This is a genomic window from Haliea sp. (assembly GCF_040221975.1).
Taxonomy (GTDB): Bacteria; Pseudomonadota; Gammaproteobacteria; order Pseudomonadales; family Halieaceae; genus Haliea.
Window position 1 is genome coordinate 17,698 of the sequence record NZ_JAVJWR010000018.1, and the last position, 15,353, is coordinate 33,050.

The 15,353-nt window shown below is 64.4% G+C and carries 15 protein-coding genes and 1 other RNA gene; 4 read left to right on the plus strand and 12 right to left on the minus strand.

Annotated elements, in window-relative coordinates:
* The 8 genes from RLO07_RS07225 to rsmI form a co-directional block, all read right to left on the minus strand.
* Complete coding sequence (locus RLO07_RS07225) at positions 1-1,362, minus strand: UDP-N-acetylmuramoyl-tripeptide--D-alanyl-D-alanine ligase (RefSeq protein WP_462291469.1); 1,362 nt, start codon at positions 1,360-1,362, stop codon at positions 1-3.
* Positions 1,359-2,852: a UDP-N-acetylmuramoyl-L-alanyl-D-glutamate--2,6-diaminopimelate ligase gene (locus RLO07_RS07230; RefSeq protein ID WP_462291470.1), complete on the minus strand. Its 1,494-nt coding sequence runs from the start codon at positions 2,850-2,852 to the stop codon at positions 1,359-1,361. The genes RLO07_RS07225 and RLO07_RS07230 overlap by 4 nt, the downstream gene beginning before the upstream one ends.
* Entirely contained in the window at positions 2,849-4,576 is a 1,728-nt protein-coding gene (locus RLO07_RS07235) for a peptidoglycan D,D-transpeptidase FtsI family protein (RefSeq protein ID WP_462291471.1), read from the minus strand. The genes RLO07_RS07230 and RLO07_RS07235 overlap by 4 nt, the downstream gene beginning before the upstream one ends.
* A complete protein-coding gene (ftsL, locus tag RLO07_RS07240) occupies positions 4,573-4,899 on the minus strand; it encodes a cell division protein FtsL (RefSeq protein ID WP_462291472.1) in 327 nt (108 codons plus the stop codon). Before ftsL ends, RLO07_RS07235 begins: the two co-directional genes overlap by 4 nt.
* Positions 4,899-5,816, minus strand: coding sequence for a 16S rRNA (cytosine(1402)-N(4))-methyltransferase RsmH (rsmH, locus tag RLO07_RS07245; RefSeq protein WP_462291473.1), 918 nt, complete (start codon positions 5,814-5,816; stop codon positions 4,899-4,901). Before rsmH ends, ftsL begins: the two co-directional genes overlap by 1 nt.
* A gap of 9 nt (positions 5,817-5,825) precedes the next feature.
* Positions 5,826-6,281: a division/cell wall cluster transcriptional repressor MraZ gene (gene mraZ / locus RLO07_RS07250; RefSeq protein WP_462291474.1), complete on the minus strand. Its 456-nt coding sequence runs from the start codon at positions 6,279-6,281 to the stop codon at positions 5,826-5,828.
* Positions 6,282-6,630: 349 nt separating this feature from the next.
* Positions 6,631-6,976: RNase P RNA component class A (gene rnpB, locus RLO07_RS07255), an RNA gene on the minus strand.
* A 113-nt stretch (positions 6,977-7,089) separates the two neighbouring features.
* Positions 7,090-7,923, minus strand: a complete 834-nt coding sequence (rsmI, locus tag RLO07_RS07260; RefSeq protein ID WP_462291475.1) for a 16S rRNA (cytidine(1402)-2'-O)-methyltransferase — start codon at positions 7,921-7,923, stop codon at positions 7,090-7,092.
* 85 nt (positions 7,924-8,008) lie between these two features.
* Between rsmI and RLO07_RS07265 the strand changes: the two genes are divergently transcribed.
* The 4 genes from RLO07_RS07265 to RLO07_RS07280 are packed head-to-tail and all read left to right on the plus strand — an operon-like array spanning position 8,009 to position 11,415.
* Positions 8,009-9,823, plus strand: coding sequence for a penicillin-binding protein activator (locus tag RLO07_RS07265; RefSeq protein ID WP_462291476.1), 1,815 nt, complete (start codon positions 8,009-8,011; stop codon positions 9,821-9,823).
* A 31-nt stretch (positions 9,824-9,854) separates the two neighbouring features.
* A complete protein-coding gene (locus RLO07_RS07270; RefSeq protein WP_462291477.1) occupies positions 9,855-10,214 on the plus strand; it encodes a YraN family protein in 360 nt (119 codons plus the stop codon).
* Between the two features lie 23 nt (positions 10,215-10,237).
* Entirely contained in the window at positions 10,238-10,846 is a 609-nt protein-coding gene (locus tag RLO07_RS07275) for an SIS domain-containing protein (RefSeq protein ID WP_462291478.1), read from the plus strand.
* Positions 10,843-11,415: a BON domain-containing protein gene (locus RLO07_RS07280; RefSeq protein WP_462291479.1), complete on the plus strand. Its 573-nt coding sequence runs from the start codon at positions 10,843-10,845 to the stop codon at positions 11,413-11,415. The genes RLO07_RS07275 and RLO07_RS07280 overlap by 4 nt, the downstream gene beginning before the upstream one ends.
* A 27-nt stretch (positions 11,416-11,442) precedes the next feature.
* Here RLO07_RS07280 and RLO07_RS07285 read toward each other — a convergent pair whose 3' ends face one another.
* From RLO07_RS07285 to petA, 4 genes are all read right to left on the minus strand, one after another.
* Positions 11,443-11,844: a ClpXP protease specificity-enhancing factor gene (locus RLO07_RS07285; protein ID WP_462291525.1), complete on the minus strand. Its 402-nt coding sequence runs from the start codon at positions 11,842-11,844 to the stop codon at positions 11,443-11,445.
* 32 nt (positions 11,845-11,876) lie between these two features.
* Positions 11,877-12,509 (minus strand): glutathione S-transferase N-terminal domain-containing protein, encoded by a 633-nt coding sequence (locus tag RLO07_RS07290; protein WP_462291526.1) that lies wholly within the window; start codon positions 12,507-12,509, stop codon positions 11,877-11,879.
* Between the two features lie 80 nt (positions 12,510-12,589).
* On the minus strand, positions 12,590-14,629 hold the full coding sequence (locus tag RLO07_RS07295; protein ID WP_462291480.1) for a ubiquinol-cytochrome c reductase: 2,040 nt from the start codon (positions 14,627-14,629) through the stop codon (positions 12,590-12,592).
* Positions 14,629-15,225: a ubiquinol-cytochrome c reductase iron-sulfur subunit gene (petA, locus tag RLO07_RS07300; protein ID WP_462291481.1), complete on the minus strand. Its 597-nt coding sequence runs from the start codon at positions 15,223-15,225 to the stop codon at positions 14,629-14,631. The genes RLO07_RS07295 and petA overlap by 1 nt, the downstream gene beginning before the upstream one ends.
* Positions 15,226-15,353 lie beyond the last annotated feature (128 nt).

Below are 15,353 nucleotides of genomic sequence, written 5' to 3' on the forward strand. Positions count from 1 at the left end.
TCAGTTCCCGACCTCCGCTGATGGTTCACTGAGCGCCGTCAGGACCCGTTCCATGGCAGCGCCACGCGAGCCCTTGATCAACACGGTATCGTTCGCACTCAGCGTGCCTGCCAGCGCTGCGGCCGCGGCGTCACAGTCTTCGAACCAGTCGCCGCCAAACGCTGCCGCGGCACCGGCAAGGGCGGCACCAACGCCGACAAACCGGTCCAGGCCGCGCTCGCGGGCGTAGCTGCCGATATCCCGGTGCATCTGCTCACTGTCTTCGCCCAGCTCCAGCATTGCACCCAGCACCAGGGTGCGACGGCCGCCGCAGTCGGCCAGCAGATCGATGGCCGCGCGCACCGAGCCAGGATTGGCGTTGTAGGTGTCGTCCACCAGAGTGGCGCCGGAGCGGCCCCGCAACAGCGCGCCGCGGCCGGGAGCCGGCGCTACGCTGGCGAGGCCGGCCGTGATTTCCGCCAGTGTCAGGCCACAGGCGAGACCGACCGCGATCGCGGCCAGGGCATTGGACACATTGTGCAGGCCCGGCAGCTGCAGGCGGATGGGTGCATCGCCGGCAGGCGTGGTGGCGACAAAGCTGATCCCCGCCACCCCCCGGGACTGGATACTGTTGGCGCTGATGGCGGCCGGATTCTGCAGGCCGTAATCGAGCGTGATCGCGCCCGCCGCGCGGCTGCGCCAGCGTCCGGCCCAGGACTGGTCGGCGTTGATGATCGCGGTGCCGCTGCCGTGCAAGCCATCGTAGATCTCGCCCTTGGCCCTGGCCACGTCCTCGACACTGCCAAAACCCTGCAGGTGGGCGGGCATGGCATTCAGCAACAAGGCGATCGTGGGACGCGCAAACCCGCACAGCAGCTCGATGTCGCCGGCACGGCCGGCGCCCATTTCCACCACCGCAAACTGGTGCTCGGGCGCCAGCCGCAGCAGGGTCAGGGGCACGCCAATCTCATTGTTCAGATTGCCCGCAGTAGCCAGGGTCGGCCCCCGGCGCGCCAGTACCGCACTGACCAGATTCTTCACCGTTGTCTTGCCGGAGCTGCCGGTGATGGCCACCAGCGGCCCCTGGAACAGCGCGCGGTTAAAGGCGCCCAGATGTCCAAGCGCATGCCGGGTGTCAGCGACGCGCAACAGCGGCAGCGGGCTGGACACAGCGTCACTGACCACTGCCGCCACAGCCCCGGCAGCAGCCACCGCGGGCAGGAACTGGTGACCGTCAAAACGCTCGCCGCGCAGGGCCACAAACAGGTCACCTGCCTGCACCTGGCGGCTATCGGTGGTCACACCGCTGATTTCGACGTCAGCGCCGGCGCGAAGCGCCTGCAGGGGCTGCTCCAGCTCACTGAGGCAAAAGCTGCGCATCATGCGGAGATCCTCCCCTGCAGGGCGCGTTCAGCAACAGCAACGTCGCTGAATGGATGGCGCTCGCTGCCAATAATCTGGTAGTCCTCGTGACCCTTGCCGGCGATCAGCACACAGTCGCCGGCATCGGCTCCGGCGATCGCCGCGGCGATGGCGGCGGCGCGATCGGGCTGCACCTGGACGTCGCCACTGCAGCCGCCCTGGATATCCCGCAAAATTGCCAGCGGATCCTCATGGCGCGGATTGTCCGAGGTCAGTATCACCCGGTCCGCCGCGGCGCAGGCAATACGGCCCATGGGCGCACGCTTGCCAGGGTCGCGGTCACCGCCGCAGCCGAACACCACCAGCAGCCGCCCGGCCACGTGCAAACGCAGGGCCGCAAGCACTTGTGCCAGCGCATCCGGGGTATGGGCGTAATCCACGATGACCTGCAATCCCGCGCCGTTGGGCACCGGCTGCATGCGTCCCGGCACTGGCTTGAGTCCGGCAACCGCTGCCAGTACCGACGCCAATTCATGATCCAGCAACAGGGCGCAGGTCACGGCAGCTACCACGTTGGCAAGGTTGAAGTCACCCTGCAGCGGGCTGGCAAAGGTGCCGCAACCCCAGGGGGTTGCCAGGCTCGCCCGCACCCCACCCGGATGGAACTGCGCCTCGGTCACCCGAATCTGCGCGTCGCCGCGACCGCTGGCGGAGAAAGTGCAGGCCTGCACGCTTGCGGGCAATCCCGCCAGGACCTCCAGACCGTAGTCATCGTCGAGGTTGACCACTGCATGGCGCAAACCCGGACTGCGGAACAGCTGCTGCTTGCTGCGACCATAGGCTGCCATGCTGCCGTGATAGTCGAGGTGGTCGTGCGACAGATTGGTAAAGACCGCAATGTCAAAGCAGGTGCCGTTGACGCGGCCCTGGTCAAGCGCGTGGGATGAGACTTCCATGCTGACCGCCGCCACGCTGTCATCGCGCCAGGCGGCGAGTTGCTGCTGCAGTGCGACCGCGTCTGGCGTGGTATTGATCGCGGCGGCTACCGCGTCATCGAGAACCGCGCCCAAAGTGCCAATAACCCCGCAGCGCCGGCCGCATGCCCGCAGCAGCTGCGCCAGCAGACGAGTGGTCGTGGTCTTGCCGTTGGTGCCGGTGATTGCCACCATGTCCAGTTCGAGACTAGGATCGCCGTAAAAGCGTGCCGCAATCACTCCGGCTTCCCGGGCCAGTTCCGGAATTTCCAGCAGGGGCACCTGCACGGCGTCGACAAAGCCGGCAACTGGTGGCTCCGCTGCCACCGCCACCGCCCCACGGGCAATCGCCTGCTCGATGAACTGGCGGCCGTCGTGGCTGCCTCCAGACACAGCCAGGAACAGGTCGCCAGGATGCACCCGGCGGCTGTCGAGCTGCACGCCCCGCACCTGCACTGTCGGCCAGGCATCGGCACAGCTGCCCAGCAAAGCAGGCAACGCCATGCTGCGTGTTGCCTCGGGAACCACAGCCGTCATCCCGACACCCCCGGCCTGGTGCTGGCCAACGCGACCACAGCCTCGGGTTCATCCGGCACTACATTCAGCAGGCGCAAGGTGCCCTCCGCGACCCGGGCAAATACTGGCGCCGCGGCCGCACCGCCGCCGTAGGCCTCGCCCTGTGGCTCATTGATCACCACAACGGTGACGAATCGCGGATCGGCAATGGGCGCCACCCCCGCATAGAAGGCGATGTACTTGTTCTCCTGGTAGCCGCCCGGACCGACCTTGTGCACAGTCCCGGTCTTGCCCCCCACCTCGTACCCGGCCACGCGCGCGCGCCGCGCCGTACCATGCTCGCCAGTGACCCGCTGCAGCACCGTGAGCACCTCGCGGGCGATATCGGACTTTACTACCCGCTTGCCCGGCGCCAGCGTGTCCTCGGCGGCCAGCAGGCTCACGGGCTGCAGCACACCGTCATTGGCAAAGGCGGTATAGGCGTGGGCCAGCTGCAACGGCGTCGCGGTCAGGCCATAGCCAAAGGCCAGAGTGACCTTCTCAATCTCGCTCCAGCGGCGCCGGTTGGGAAGCTGGCCCGCACTCTCACCGGGAAAGCCGGTTCCGAGACTCTGGCCGAAGCCAAAGCGTCCGAACACTTCCCGGATCGGTTCGTGGCCCAGCTCCTGGGCTATCATCGTGACCCCGACCTGGCTCGACTTCTCGATGACCCGGGATACGGTGATTGCGCCGTAGTTGCGCGGATCAGGCAGGTTCTTGCGACCCACGCGGATATGCCCGGGGGAGGTATCAATGATGGTCTCGGTGGAGTAGCGACCACTCTCCAGCGCAGCCACCAGAGTAAAGGTTTTCATGGTCGAGCCAGGCTCGAACATGTCGGTAAGCGCCCGGTTGCGGGTCAGATCGGCGCTGATGCCGCGACGGCTGTTGGGGTTGTAGACCGGGTGGTTGACCATCGCCAACACCTCGCCGGTATGGGCGTCGAGAGTCACAATGGTGCCGGAGGTGGCGCCAGTCATGGCGATTGCCCGCTGCAGCTCCTGGTGATGCAGGTACTGCAGGCGCAGGTCGATGCTAAGCCGCAGATCTTTGCCCGGCCGCGCCGGCTCCAGCACCCCGATATCGCGCACGGCATCACCGTGCAAGTCCTTGATGTACTGCTTCTTGCCCGGGGTGCCCCGCAACCAGTCATCGTAGGCCAGCTCCAGACCGGCAATGCCACTGCCGTCGACATTGGTAAAGCCCACCAGGTGGCCTACCACCTCGCCCGCCGGATAATAGCGCTGGTACTCGCGCTCGCCGAAGACACCGGGAATCCGCAGGGCCAGGATTTCGCGCGCGGCCGACGGCACAAGGTGGCGCTGCAGGTACATGAAGCGACGGCCGGCGAAGCGCTGCAGGCGATCACGCAGCTCGGCCAGCGGCATGTCCAGTGCAGCCGCCAGCGGCGCCAGGTCTTCGACCGTGGCGAGCATGACCGGATCCACCCACAGCGAGATCACCGGCGTGCTGACCGCCAGCGGCTCGCCGCGGCGATCAGTAATCACGCCGCGATAGGCGGGTATTTCCGCTGTCCGCACTGCCCGGTTATCACCCTGGCTCTGCAGGAAACTGCGACCGCGATCGGTGTCCAGCACCTGCAAGGACAACACCCGACCCACCAGCAGCGCCAGCAGCGCCAGCAGGGCGACGGCGACCAGGTAAAAGCGCCAGGGGGCGACTGCGGGCTGACGGGCACGGCTCACGGGGTGACTACCTTGCGTTCGGTCAAGAGCGGCGCCTGCATGTTGAGCTCGCGAGTGGCCACCCGCTCTACCCGGTAGTGCGAAGCCCAGGTGCTCTGCTCCAGCAGCAGCCGGCCGTAATCTTCCTGCAGGTGCCACTGGTCCGCCTCCAGCTGCTGCAGCACGGTATAGAGCTTGCGGCACTCATGGGAACTCTGGATGACAGCCAGGGCCGAGCCCAGGATCAGCGCCACGAGCGCGGCGACAGACAGCGGCGAGACCGCAGCCGCGCCCCCCTCACCGGCTGCCCGCCGCTGATCCATGATTGACAGCTGCGCGGGCATCAGTTGATCTTCTCCGCAACGCGCATGATTGCGCTGCGCGCCCGCGGATTGGCAGCGACTTCTTCAGCACTGGCGCGCACCGCCTTGCCCAACAGGCGCAGGCGCCGGTTGAGGGCACTGTCCAATACCGGGACACCGGCGGGAACTGCATCGCCACGGGCCATGTCGCGCATGTAGCGCTTCACCAACCGGTCCTCGAGAGAGTGGAAGCTGATCACCACCAGGCGACCACCGACCTGCAGCAGGGTCAGCGCCTGCGCCAGAAGTTGCGCCAGGTCATCCAGCTCGCGGTTGATGTAGATGCGGATCCCCTGGAACGAGCGCGTGGCCGGATTCTTGTGCTTCTCCCAGCGCGGGTTGGCCTCGCTGACAATCCTGGCCAGCCGGCCAGTGGTGGTAATCGGGGCTTCGGCGCGCGCGGCAACGATGGCACCGGCGATGCGCTTGGCAAAGCGCTCCTCGCCGTACTCCTTGAGCACCGCGGCAATGTCACCCGCGGTCGCCCGCGCCAGCCACTCGGCAGCCGTTTCTCCACAGCTGGTATCCATGCGCATGTCCAGGGGGCCGTCGTGCTGGAAGCTGAAGCCGCGGCTGCTGTCATCCAGCTGCGGGCTGGAGACCCCCAGGTCCAGGAGGATACCGTCGACAGCACCGATACCCAGAACGCGCAGTTGCTCGGGCAGGAGGGCAAAGGAACCGTGGAAAAAGGTGAAGCGGGGATCTTCCGCGGCCAACTGTGCGGCCGCTGCAGCGGCCTCGGGATCCTTGTCGACCCCGAGCAGGCGACCCTGGTCGTCGAGGCACTGCAACAGTGCCCGGCTGTGCCCGCCGCGCCCGAAGGTGCCATCGACATACGTACCACTGGCTGTTGTCACCAGAGCGTCCACCGCTTCTCGTAACAGGACTGTTTGATGCATGCCGCTCACCTACAGAGTCAGGGACATCAATTCGTCGGGCAACTCCGCTTCGGGACCGGAGTCCAGCAGCGCCTGTTCGCACTCTGCCAGCCACAGTTCCTCCGCCCACAATTCCAGCTTGTTGCCCTGCCCCACCAGCACCAGCTTCTTGTCCAGCCGCGCGTAGTCGCGCAGGGGCTGGGGCAGCAGGATCCTGCCGTTGCCGTCCAGCTCCAGGTCAGTGGCGTAGCCGAGCACCAGGCGCTGGAAACGCTTGACCGCGGGCTTGAGCGCGGGCAGCGCCTGAATCTGCTGCTCAATGCGCTCCCAGTCGGGCAACGGGTAAATGACAAGGCAGGTCGCCTGGGTATCGATGGTGGCAACAATCTGGCCACTGCACTGGGACAGCAATGGCTCGCGCTGGCGGGCCGGCATGGCCAGGCGCCCCTTCGCGTCCATATTGATGTGCTGTACCCCACGAAACACGGCAGTCTTTCCCTCTTATCCAGCTTCTCAAAACCACAAAAAGCCAGATATCTCCACTTATTCCCACTTTTCAACACTATAGGTCTGCGTCGATCCGGGTGTCAAGCGAGGCTCTCGAGAAAAACGTTTTAATTTCAGCTAATTAGCGCGGTTTGGTGGGGCTGCGAAGGAAGAAAACCACGGCTGCAACAAGCAAATAATTCCACAAAACATGACAGTAACATCATGTGTTAAGGATTCACTTTAACTTAAAGGCTTTTTACTTCTTCAAGAGCGCCCGCGTTAGCAGAAAAAATCATATACGAGGAAGCGCCCCAGTGCCGCCGAGGGGCACTGGGGCGAACAGAATAAAATGAGTCGGTCGATAAGCCGGGTTCTGTCGTGGACGATCATTCATCTGCGACCGACGTCACCGCCGGCCTGTAGCGACCTACCCGAATCCACTGCGGGCCGCAGCATACGGATTCCTATTTGGTCTTGCTCCGAGTGGGGTTTACCATCGCCACGCCTGTTACCAGCCGCGCGGTGCGCTCTTACCGCACCTTTTCACCCTTACCCGGCGTGAGCCGGGCGGTATCCTTTCTGTTGCACTTTCCGTAGGCTCGCGCCCCCCAGGCGTTACCTGGCACCCTGCCCTGTGGAGCCCGGACTTTCCTCCCCTGGCCGAAACCAGAAGCGATCGCCTGACCGACTCGGCGGCAAGCCTACCCGCTGCGGGCGGCCCGGGCAACACAAACTTCCGGGCCGTCACCCGCGCCGGGCGACCTTCCCCCCCAAGACACGCAACAGCCGCCCAACCGGATTGATGTCAGCCCTTCTGCTCCAGCAAATAGTCATACAGCACCTTCTTGCGCAGCCCGGTGAGGTCGGCAACCACGGCGGAAGCGCGCTTGGCGGGCAGTTCTTCAGCGAGGCGCAGCAGCAGGCGGGCGATGTCGGGAGTGAGCTCCTGGTCGCGCCCGCGCTGGCCGCTGACCGCGAGCACGATCTCGCCGCGCTGCTGGTTGCTGTCGGCAGCGACGAAGGCGGCGAGCTCCGCCAGCGGCGCACGCCTGAGGGTCTCGAAGGTCTTGGTCAACTCGCGGGCCAGCAGGGCCTCGCGTTCCGCGCCAAAGGCCGCGACCATGGCCTCGAGGGTCTCGGCGACCCGGTGTGGTGCCTCGTAGAAGACCAGGGTGGCGGTCTCGGCCGCCAGGGCCTGCAGGCGGGCCGCCCGGGCGCCGGCCTTTGCGGGCAGGAAGCCCTCGAACAGGAAACGATCGGTGGGCAGGCCGGAAGCGCTGAGGGCGGCGATGGCGGCGCAGGCGCCGGGCACCGGAATAACCCGGTAACCAAACTCCTGGGCCTCGCGCACCAGGCGGTAACCGGGATCGGAGATCAGCGGGGTGCCCGCATCGGACACCAGCACCACGACACCGCCTGCGGCGAGGCAGGCCATTATCCGGGAATGGGCGCGAGCATCACTGTGATCGTGGTAGGCTTGCAGTGTCACGTCGATACTGAAGTGCTGCAGCAGGCGAGCGCTGTGGCGGGTATCCTCTGCGGCCACCAGGTCGGCGGCTGCCAGCACCGCCAGGGCGCGCTGCGAGATATCGCCCAGGTTGCCGATCGGCGTGGCAACAACATATAGTCCCGATTCCACTGCTCGCCCCTGGCCTTATAATGACTGCCTGTGAATTTCCCGGTGCAGCTGGCAGTCGCCGCCGCATCCGGTCCGGAAGGATACCATGACCACGTTGATCACCAGCAAATACACGACGGCACGGCTCTGGCCGGCCCTGGCCCTGGTACTGCTGGCAGGCTGTGCCGCCACGCCGTCGCCACCGGCGCCGGAGCCGGAACCCGCCGCGGAGCCCGCGGTCGAGGTCGACGCCGAGTCGGCACGGGTATTGCCGCCGCTCATGCCCGACAGCCGCTGGGATGCGGCTTTCAGCGCGGCGGAGGCTGCTCTCGCGGGCTCCGACTGGATGCGGGCAGAGCAGGCACTGGCCGCGCTGGAACCGCCACTGAATCTGGACGAGCACGCGCGCAGGGACTACCTGCTGGCGCGGGCCGCTTTCTTGCGCGGTGACAACGACCGGGTTGAGACCCTGCTGCAGGGCATTCCCGATGAGGGGGTGGCAAAAGCGCTGTTGCTGCAGAGGGGTGACTTCGCCCGCCGGGTCGCGACACTCGCCGGGCGCTCGCTGGAGAGCGCGCGAATCGGGACTCGCCAATTGGGCCAGGGGCTGGACGACACCCTGTTGCAGCGCGAAATCTGGCATGACCTGAACCGGCTTCGGGACACGGAGCTGGCTGCGGCCCTGGCCCAGACCGATGCCCAGGATTGGCGGGCATGGTTGCAACTGGCCCTGCTGGATGCGACTGCGGGCAGCCTGGAAGAGCTGCAGACGGGCCTGCGGCAATGGCGCCGAGAGCACCCCGGGCACGCAGCGGCAGCCACGCTGCCCGGCGGGCTGGAGTTTCTCTACGAGGCCCTGCAGCCCCTGCAAAAGGTCGCACTGCTATTGCCGCTGAGCGGCCCCCTGGAGCCCGCGGCCAGGGCAGTACGCGACGGCTACCTGGCACAGTATTACGCGGCCCGGGCCCGAGGTGATGCCAGCCACGAGGTGGCGATCGTCGACACAGACGAGTTCCCCTCTGCCATCGCTGCTTACCAGCACGCTGTTGCCACCGGCGCCGACCTGGTGATCGGCCCCCTGAGCAAGGAAAGGCTTGCCGAGCTGGGCCAGTACAGTCCGCGGCCGGTGCCGGTGCTGGCCCTGAATCGCATTGACGAGGCGATCAAGCAGGATGTCAGCGCACTGGTCCAGCTCTCCCTGGCGCCGGAAGATGATACTGCGCGGATTGCCGAACTGGCCTTTGGTCAGGGCGCCCGGCGGGCGCTGGTGTTGCGCCCCGCCGGCGCCCGCGGCGCCCGCCTGGAAGAGGTACTGCGGCAGCGCTGGCAGGCGCTGGGAGGCAGCATCGCCACGACCGCGAGCTACAGCTCCCCGGAAGCCTATTCCGACCAGATCAAGAACGCCCTCAACCTGGGAGCCAGCGAGCAGCGGGCGCGGGATATGCGCAGCATGCTGGCGACCAATATCGAATTTACCGCGCGCCGTCGACAGGATATCGACGTGGTATTCCTGCTCGCCGGCACGCCGGCGGAGGCGCGCTCGCTGAAGCCCCTGCTGCCTTTCCACTACGCCGGCACCCTGCCTGTCTATGCCACCTCGAGTATCTACGGCGGCCTCCCGGACCCGCGCGACCGCGATCTCAGCGGCGCCCGCCTGGTGGAGCTGCCCTGGCTCCTGGGAAGCAACCCGTCGCTGCGGGTGGCCATCGCCGCGGGTGGCACCGGCAGTGACGACTTTGCCCGGCTCAATGCCCTGGGCGCTGATGCCTGGCTGCTGCAGGCGCGCTTTGCGCAACTGCAGGGCGGCGCGGATACCCTGATACGCGGCAGTACCGGCCTGCTGCGGCTGGACCCGGGACTGCGTATTCTGCGCGAGCCGGAACTGGCCACATTTGATGGCAGCGAACTGACCCGTCCCTGACATAGACTGCAGCTTTGCAGGGAGGGGAATCATGCTGGCACTGGGCCACAGTTTCGAGGAGCGGGCGGCGCAGTGGGTGCAGGCCCAGGGCTGGCAGATTCTGCAGCGCAATTATCGCTGTAAACTGGGAGAGATCGACATCATCGCCGAAGACAACCAGCAGCTGGTCTTTATCGAGGTGCGGGCGCGCAGCAATCGCCGCTTCGCCTCCGCGGCGGGTTCCGTGGACCGGCGCAAGCAGCAGAAACTTGTGCGTGCGGCTGCCCTGTACCTGCGCAACGCCGGCAGCAGGCAAAATTTCCCCTGCCGATTTGACGTCATCGCCTTCGACCCGCGACAATCCGGGCAGGATGCGGAGCTACAGTGGATTCGCAGTGCCTTCACCGCCTGACACGCACACCCCGGACCCGGCCCATGGATGACGACTACCAGCTCATTGCCGCCAATTTCCAGCAGGTCATCAGCACAGTGGCGATGGCCGTGGACGATCTCGCCGCCCCGATACAGCAGGCGGCAGGGTTGATGACGGCGACCCTTCTGGCCGAGGGCAAGATCATGGCCTGCGGCAACGGCGCCGACGCCAGCCTCAGCCAGCTGCTGACCGCCACCCTGCTGGGCAGCTTTGAGCAGGACCGCCCGGCGCTGCCCGCGCTGGCGCTCGCCGGCGATAGCAGCAGCATCACCGGCATCGCCAGCCAGCAGGGCTTCAACGACATCTTTGCCCGCCAGATACGGGCGCTGGGTCAGCCCGGTGATACCCTGGTCTGCATCAGCAGCGGCACTGTTCCCGGCAGCGTGTTGCGTGCCGCCCAGGCGGCCCACGACCGGAATATGGTGGTGGTGGCACTGTCCAACAGCGCGGACTTCACTCTGGCGGAGGTCCTGCAGGGTGATGACGTCGCCATAAATTGCAGCGCAGAGCGGCGCCCCAGAGTTACGGAACTACATACCATGGTCATTCATCTGCTTTGCGAATTGATTGACCGCAGCCTGTTTGGAAACCACAACGGAAGCTCACCATGAAACTGATCGCGCCCTTTATCATCCTTATCGGCAGTGTCTTTGCCAGCGGCTGTGGCAGCATGCTTGCCTCGGTCGAGGCCAATCCCATTGAAGACGACCCCAGCCGGCGCACCATGGCCCAGCGGCTGGAGGATGAGAGCATCGAAATCAAGGCCGTCGTCAACATCCACGCCGCGGACACGGGCTACGATGAAGCCCACATAATCGCGGTGAGCTATAACGGCTTCGTCCTGCTGGCGGGACAGGTGGATAGCGAGCACCTCAAAACCCTGGCGGCGGAGGAGGTGCGCAAGATTCATGGCGTTCGCCGAATCTACAACGAGCTGGAAGTGAGCCCGGCCACAGGTGCCATGATCCGTACCAGCGACGCCTGGATTACGACCAAGATCAAGTCCTGGCTGCTCGCCAACGTCGACACCCCCGGAGTGCGCACCAAGGTGGTCACCGAAAACGGGGTAGTGTATCTCATGGGCCTGGTGTCCCAGGCAGAAGCCCGGCGCATCGCCGATGTCGCGGCTTCGGTCACGGGTGTGCGTCGCGTGGTGCAGCTGTTTGAGATCCTGCCCTGACCGGGGCAGGCCTCCTGCTGCGCAGCGTTACTTGACGATCTTCAGGGCTGGCCTGGCCTCGGGCTTGCCCGCTGTCGGCCCGCTGTCACCCCCGGGCGGATCATCAGGACTTTCGGGCGGTTCCTCGGGCTCGAACACCATACCCTGGCCGTTCTCGCGAGCGTAGATTCCCACGATCGCTGCGACCGGGACCAGAATGTCTGTTGGCGTACCGCCAAAGCGACCATTGAAGCTCACCCACTCGTTGCCAATCAGCAGGTCGATCACCGCACTGGGGCTGACATTGAGCACGATCTGGCCGTCCTTGATGTACTGGCTGGGCACCTCGACACCGGGCCGCGTGGCGTCCACCAGCAGGTAGGGCGTGCAGTCATTGTCGACGATCCACTCGTACAGCGCCCGCATGATATAGGGGCGACTGGCGGACATGCTGGGGGGGGTAGTCACAGGCCGGCAACGCGCTACAAGCGCATCTCGCGCTCTTGCTCGGACAGACTCTCCTGGAAGGATTCCCGGTTGAACAGGGCATCCATGTAGGCCAGCAGAGGCTTGGACTGCTTGCCCGGGCGGATATCTATGCCCAGGGAAGGCAGTCGCCAGAGAATGGGAGCGAGGCAACAGTCCACCAGGGTGAACTCCTCGTTCATGAAGAACGGCTTCTCGGCAAAAATCGGCGCTATGCCGAGAATGCCCTCACGCAGTTCCTTGGTCGCCTTGCTGACCACATTCTCGCTGCGGGAATGCAGGATGGAATCCACCAGCGAACACCAGTCCTTTTCGATCCGGTAGATATACAGGCGGCTCTCGGCCCGGGCCACCGGGTATACCGGCAGCAGGGGCGGATGCGGAAAGCGCTCGTCCAGGTACTCCATCATCACCTTGGATTCGTAGAGCACCAGGTCCCGGTCCACCAGGGTGGGCAGGGAATTGTAGGGATTGAGGTCAGCCAGCTCCGCCGGTGGGTGCGCACTGTCGGATTCGATCATGTCCACCGTCACCCCCTTTTCCGCAAGTACGATGCGGACCCGGTGGCTGTACTGGCTGGTGCTGTCGGAAAAGAAAGTCATGGAGGACCGCTTGGCGACGGCACCCATTGCGTTTTCATCAACTCGTTTCATAGTGCAGTCCAGAACAGTGAGGGGCCATGGCCGCTAGGCCACAGCCTGGGGGGAAATCAGTGGATATCTTTCCAGTACTCGCGATTCAGCAGCCAGGCAAAGATGAAGAACAGCGCGATAAACAGCAGCACGTAAATGCCGATACGTTTGCGCTCGGCCGCTATCGGCTCCGCAGCATAGGCGAGAAAGTTGACCAGATCGTACATCGCGTCATCGAACTCTTCCGGCGCCATCGCACCTTCGCTGGCAAGGGTGAACTGGCCACAGGGCTTTTCCAGCAGGGCCTCGCCCGTCAACGGATCGCGCTTCACCCCGCCATTGTCCGCCTTGACCGGACCCATGGCACACTCCTGCAGGCCCTGCAGTTCGAGCAAGACATGGGGCATGCCCACATCCTTGAAGACCTTGTTGTTGACCCCGTACGGTCGGCTGTCATCCTTGTAAAAGGTCCGCAGATAGGTGTACACCCACTCGGGCTGACGGACCCGGGACACCAGGGTCAGATCGGGTGGTGTGACGCCGAACCAGACCTTGGACAAGGCATCATCCATGGCATTGTCCATCAGCGAGCCGATACTCACCTCCGGATCGAAGATCAGGTTTTCCTGGAACAGGTCTTCCGGGATACCAAGGTCTGCGGCCACACGATTGTAACGGGAAAATTTCATCGAATGGCAGGCCATGCAGTAGTTCATGTACAGCTTGGCGCCATTCTGCAGCGAGGGCTTGTCCGACGGGTCGACGGTGATCTCGTCACAGGGAATGGAGCCACAATTGTAGTCACCGGTCGCGCCTACCGCTTTCAGCGGCAGAATGGTCAGGGCCAGGATCAGCGCCAGGCCAGCGAGGCTGCCCCAGATACCGATGCCACCGTCCATGGTCACACGCTCGGGCACCGGCTTGGTCCTGTCCAGCGTCGACCAGATCGGCATCAGCAGGAAGAACGCGAAGTAGAACACCGAACAGACCTGTGCGAGGAAGGTACGCTCAGGCGTCGGCGCCTTCACACCCAGCACACCGAGTATCAGGAAGGACGCGACGAACAGCACCAGCATGACCTTGTTCAGGTTGCCGCGATAGCGCCAGGACTTGACCGGGTTGCGATCCAGCCACGGCAGCAGGAACGGGATCGCCACCGAGGCGGCGAAGGCCACGAAGCCCCAGAACTTGTCCGGTACTGCCCGCAGCACGGAATAGAACGGCGTAAAGTACCAGACCGGGGCAATGTGAGCAGGGGTCTTCAGCGCATTCGCTTCTTCGAAGTTGGCGTGTTCGAGGAAGTATCCACCCATCTCCGGCATGAAGAACATGACCGCACAGAAAATGAACAGGAATACGCCTATCGCCTGCAGGTCGTGCACCGTGTAGTAGGGATGGAAAGCCACGCCGTCCAGGGGGATACCATCGGGGCCCTTCTTTTTCTTGATTTCAACGCCGTCGGGGTTGTTGGAGCCCACTTCGTGCAGGGCCAGCAGGTGCAATACCACCAGCGCCAGCAGCACGATGGGCAGGGCCACGACATGCAATGCGAAGAAGCGGTTCAGGGTCACCCCGGAAATCAGGTAATCACCGCGGATCCAGGTCACCAGGTCCTCGCCCACCACCGGGATGGCGCCGAACAGGGAGATGATCACCTGCGCCCCCCAGTAGGACATCTGGCCCCAGGGCAGCACATAGCCGACAAAGGCTTCCGCCATCAGCACCACGAAGATGAGCATGCCGAAGATCCAGATCAGCTCGCGCGGCTTCTTGTAGGAACCGTAGATCAGGGCGCGGAACATGTGCAGATACACGACCACAAAGAACGCCGAGGCGCCAGTGGAGTGCATGTAGCGCAGCATCCAGCCGTAATCGACATCGCGCATGATGTACTCGACCGAGGCAAAGGCCTCCTCCGCGCTGGGGGTGTAGTTCATGGTCAGCCAGATGCCGGTCAGCAGCTGATTGACCAGCACCAGCAGGGACAGCACACCGAAGTAATACCAGAGGTTGAAGTTCTTGGGCGCGTAGTACTGGCCCATGTGAGTATTCCAGGCGCGGACGATAGGCAGCCGCTCGTCCACCCAGTCCCGCAATCCAACAAGCATATTGATCATCAGGCTGCCTCCGCGTCCATGCCAATTACCATGACATTCTCGCTCTCGTAAAAGTAGGGCGGAATCACCAGATTGGTTGATGCCGGCGCACCATTGTAGACGCGTCCGGACAAGTCGAATTTGGAGCCATGACAGGGACAGAAAAACCCGCCCAGCCACTTGTCGCCACCGAGATCCGCAGCCCCGACTTCAGGCCGGAATTTGGGGGCGCACCCCAGATGGGTACACAGGCCTTCGGCAACAAAGATTTCGCGGCGGATGGCCCGCGCGGCGCCATCGATGTAATCAGGCTGACTGGAAATCGATGAGTCCGGGTCCTTCAGCTGATCAGTCAGCTTGTCGAGATCCTCAAGCTGGGACTCGGTCCGGTATACAACATACACAGGCTTGCCGCGCCACTCGACCACCACCATCTGGCCGGGCTCGAGTTTGCTGACGTCCGCCTTGACCGGCGCCCCGGCGGCCTTGGCCTTGGCCGAGGGGTTCCAGGACCCGACAAAGGGTACCGCAATACCCACAGCGCCAGCGACGCCAACTACGCTCGTCGCGGCCGTCAGGAAGCGTCTCCTGCCGGTATTCACGCCATCGCTACTCATGCTTTTTTCTCCTGATTACCGGCCGGTCGCACAGGGCTCACAGACCGTAGGGACCACTTCGCAAAAAATGCTGCAAATAGTAATGACTTTGCCCGTTCATGACAAGGTAAAGCCCCTCCGACAAATCA